At 69.1% G+C, this 3648-nt stretch carries 4 protein-coding genes; 2 read left to right on the forward strand and 2 right to left on the reverse strand.

Annotated elements, in window-relative coordinates; all coding sequences use genetic code 11:
- The first annotated feature begins 421 nt into the window (after positions 1 to 421).
- On the forward strand, positions 422 to 1168 hold the full coding sequence (gene fabG / locus G7A99_RS02835; RefSeq protein WP_018718931.1) for a 3-oxoacyl-[acyl-carrier-protein] reductase: 747 nt from the start codon (positions 422 to 424) through the stop codon (positions 1166 to 1168).
- A gap of 41 nt (positions 1169 to 1209) precedes the next feature.
- Here fabG and G7A99_RS02840 read toward each other — a convergent pair whose 3' ends face one another.
- Positions 1210 to 2190, reverse strand: coding sequence for a threonine/serine dehydratase (locus G7A99_RS02840; protein WP_018718930.1), 981 nt, complete (start codon positions 2188 to 2190; stop codon positions 1210 to 1212).
- Positions 2174 to 3424 carry a Xaa-Pro peptidase family protein gene (locus G7A99_RS02845; protein WP_018718929.1) on the reverse strand — a complete coding sequence of 417 codons (1251 nt, stop codon included), beginning with the start codon at positions 3422 to 3424 and terminating at the stop codon, positions 2174 to 2176. Before G7A99_RS02845 ends, G7A99_RS02840 begins: the two co-directional genes overlap by 17 nt.
- A 37-nt stretch (positions 3425 to 3461) precedes the next feature.
- On the opposite strand from G7A99_RS02845, the gene G7A99_RS24815 reads away from it, so the two are divergent.
- On the forward strand, positions 3462 to 3648 hold a 187-nt coding region (locus G7A99_RS24815), incomplete at its 3' end, for a hypothetical protein (protein ID WP_205599702.1).

The following is a 3648-nucleotide window of genomic DNA, read 5'->3' on the forward strand; positions in this document are numbered from 1 at the left end:
GAACGCCCCGTCGAAGCGGGCGTCACGCGCCTGTACGGCCTGGTAGCAGTGATCGGGATCGAGTTCCATGATGCGAGTCTAGATCGTCCCGCGGCGGGATGTCTCGCCGTTTTCGGACGCCTGATCCACGCCCGACTTCCGGGTTTTTCCGGGCGGCGGACAGGAGCGGGCGGGATGCGTGGGCGTTTGCGGACCGCCCGGCGCGCCTACAGGCGCGCTGGTGACACGGGAGCTTTCGTGACGCCGTCGTGCAGGCTGCATCGGCGGTGCGAACTCTGGCATAGTCGACCCACGGGTCGAAGCGGGGCGCCGGGCGTTCCGCACGGATCCGCAATCGATCTCAGGCAGCCGGCCGGGATGGGCCGGTAAACCGGTCTTCCGAGTGGACCGCACAACACAGGCCGAATAAGGAGTGAGCAGCATGGCTAGCCGCATCGATAACCAAGTCGCCCTGGTAACGGGGGGATCCCGTGGTATCGGCAAGGAGATCGCCCTGGAGCTGGCGCGTCTCGGCGCCCGTGTCGCCATCAACTACAACAGTGGTGCCGACGGCGCGAAGGCCGTTGCCAGCGAGGTCGAGGCCCTGGGCAGCGAGTGCCTGGTGCTGCAGGGCAACGTGGCGGACAAGCACGAGGCCCGCGGCCTGGTCCAGAAGACCATCGAGCACTTCGGACAGCTCGATATCCTGGTCAACAACGCCGGCATCACCCGCGACAAGACCCTGAAGAAGCTCACCGACGACGACTGGGAGGAGGTGATCAACACCAACCTCAACAGCGTCTACTACACGGTCAGCGCCGCCTACTCCCACATGATGGACCGCAACTACGGACGGATCGTGAACATCAGCTCGTTCGTGGGCCAGGCCGGCAACTTCGGGCAGACGAACTACGCCGCGAGCAAGGGCGGCATCATCGCGTTCACCAAGAGCGCCGCGCAGGAATTCGCCAAGCACAACATCACGGTGAACGCCATCGCGCCGGGCTTCACCGAGACCGAGATGCTGCAGAAGGTGCCGGAGGAGATCCGCGAGAAGATCCTCGCCAAGATCCCCATGCGCCGTTTCGGCGAGCCCAACGAGATCGCGCGTGCGGTGGTCTTTCTCGCCGCGGACGGCGACTACATCACCGGCCAGCAGATCAACGTCAACGGCGGCGTCTACATGTAATGCCGTCCCGGAGGGCGCCCGCGGGCGCCCTCCGGCAGGGCTCAGGCCAGCAGCTCGCGGGCCTGGGCCGTGTCCATGTTCCCGCCCGTGATCACCAGCGCGGTGGCACCCTCCGCCGCGGCGGGCACCGCCCCGTCGAGCACCGCTGCCAGTCCCACGGCCGCCCCCGTCTCCACGTACAGCCGTCCCTGGGTCATCAGCGCCCGCGTGGCCCGGGCGATGGCGTCGTCGCTGACGGTGACGATGTCGTTCACCCAGCGGCGGCTGGCCGCGTAGGTGTACTTGCCCACCACCACCGGTGCGAGGCTGGGGGCGATCGTGCTGACGCCGTCCAGTGCGGCCTCGGCGCTGTCCCTGTCCCAGGCGTTGCGCATGGTCGCCGCGCCCTCGGGCTCGACACCGATGAGCTCGATGTCCGGGCGCTGGCTGCGGATGGCTATGCCGAGCCCGGAGACGAGCCCGCCGCCGCCGATGGGGCAGAGCACCCGCCCCAGCCGCGGGATCTGCTCCAGCATTTCCAGGCCCACGGTGCCCTGGCCGGCCATGATCCGCGGGTTGTCATAGGGGTGCACCAGGGTCAGGCCGCGCTCCTCGCGCAGCCGGTGGCACTCGGCCACCGCGGCCTTGATGTCCCCGTGGATGATGACCTCCGCGCCAAAGGCGCGGGTGGTCTCGATCTTCATCGTGCTGGAGCCCTCGGGCATCACCACCGTGACCGGTACCCCCTGGCGCTCCGCCGCCCAGGCCAGGGCCATGGCGTGGTTGCCAGCGGACACGGTGATCAGCCCGTTGCCCGTCTCCTCCGCGGTCGCGGTCGCCGTCCAGTTGTAGGCCCCGCGCACCTTGAACGAGCCGGTGCGCTGGAGGCTCTCGGCCTTGACCCAGAGCTCCGTGCCGAGCGATGCCGAGAGGTCCTGGGCCGGGAACGCCGGGGTCGGCGGGATGGCGGGGCGGATGCGCGCCGCCGCGGCGCGCACCGCCTCGAGGTCCGGGAGCTCCGGGGCGTCAGCGGACACAGGCATCGCGGTTCACCGTGGTCAGGAATTCGCAGCCGGTACCAGTGACGGTGATCGTGTCGGAGAGGAACGCGTCCCCCTGGCCGGAGCCGAGCAGCCAGCTCATCAGGTGGAAGACCATCCCCTCGCGCAGCTTCATGTCGGAGTTCCTGCGCAGGCCCACGGGCACGCCGCTGCCCGACCAGCTTGGCGGGTAGCCGATGCCCACCGAGTAGCCACAGTGGTGGCGGTGGTAGTGGGACAGGCCGTTGCGGTCGAGCACGCCCTGCCAGGCCTCGTAGACGTCGCCGGCGGGGACCCCGGGGGCAATGGTGCCCGCGGCGGCCATCATCGCCTCCTGGCAGATCTCGTTGATGCGCTGCGCCTCGGCGGGCTGTTCGCCGATGAACGCCAGCCGCCCCATGGGGGCGTGGTAGCGGCGCACGCAGCCGGACATCTCCAGGAACAGCAGATCGCCATGGACGAGGTTGCGGTCCTCCCAGGTGCCGTGCTCGTGGTCGAGGTTGGCGGTGGTGCGCACCAGTGGCACGAAGCCGGGATAGGTGCCGCCGCGGCGGAACATGGCGTCGTAGATCGCCGCCATCACCTCGCGGGCGTTCATGCCCGTGCCGGCGGTGGCGATGGCCGAGAGCATCATGGAGTCGGAGATCGCCGCGGCCTCGCGGGTCAGGGCGAGCTCGTCGGCGGACTGCACCAGGCGCACGTCGTCGATCAGGCTGCCGATGTCCTCCCAGTTCGCCTCCGGCGTGCCCTCGATGATCCCGTCGAGCACGGCGTAGGGCAGGAAGGTGCTGGTCTGGTCGACGGCGATCTGGCCGCTGGCGAGGCCGGCATCGTTCAGCGCACGCACGGTCTCGCGCACCGCCGCGGAGCTCATCAGCGGCGGCCGCCGGCGCGGCTCACGGGTGATCTCGCCCGCCGCACCGGTGAGCGAGAGCGGGTCGTCCGCTGCCGGCGCGGAGCCGTCGGTATAGCCGATGTGGATCAGGTCCGGGACCTGATCGCGTACCACGGCCTGTTCCATCGCCCGGGTCACCAGCATGGGCTGGCCCTTGGCGGGGAAGATCAGGAGCTGGCAGGCGAAGTAGCCCATGTGGTCGAGACCGGAGAGGTAATTGATGTTCTCCGGACTGGCAATGAGCAGGGCGTCGTGTCCCTGCTCGGACATGCGTTCGCGGACCAGGCGTCGCCGACGCTCGTACTCGGCGTCGGAGAAGTAACGACCGCTCGCCTGCTGCATGGGAGGTCTCCTCTGCTGATGTGCTGCATGATCGGCGATGGTGTCCGGTTCGCCCGCCGCGGCGATCCCGACGATTCTTCAAGCGGTCTATGATGGCGCGCTTCAGGACCCTTCGGGAAGGGGGGGAGCAGCGATTTCAGGCGGCGTCGGCGCGCGCCAGCCCGTCGAAGAACCGTTCGACCTCGCCGATCTGCTCCTGCGGGTCGTCCAGGCGCACGAGCCCG

Source organism: Arhodomonas sp. KWT, assembly GCF_010993615.1.

Excerpts from the sequence above, each read along its gene's own strand:
- fabG (WP_018718931.1), top strand. The coding sequence starts at position 422 with ATGGCTAGCCGCATCGATAACCAAGTCGCCCTGGTAACGGGGGGATCC.
- G7A99_RS02840 (WP_018718930.1), bottom strand. The coding sequence starts at position 2,190 with ATGCCTGTGTCCGCTGACGCCCCGGAGCTCCCGGACCTCGAGGCGGTG.
- G7A99_RS02845 (WP_018718929.1), bottom strand. The coding sequence starts at position 3,424 with ATGCAGCAGGCGAGCGGTCGTTACTTCTCCGACGCCGAGTACGAGCGT.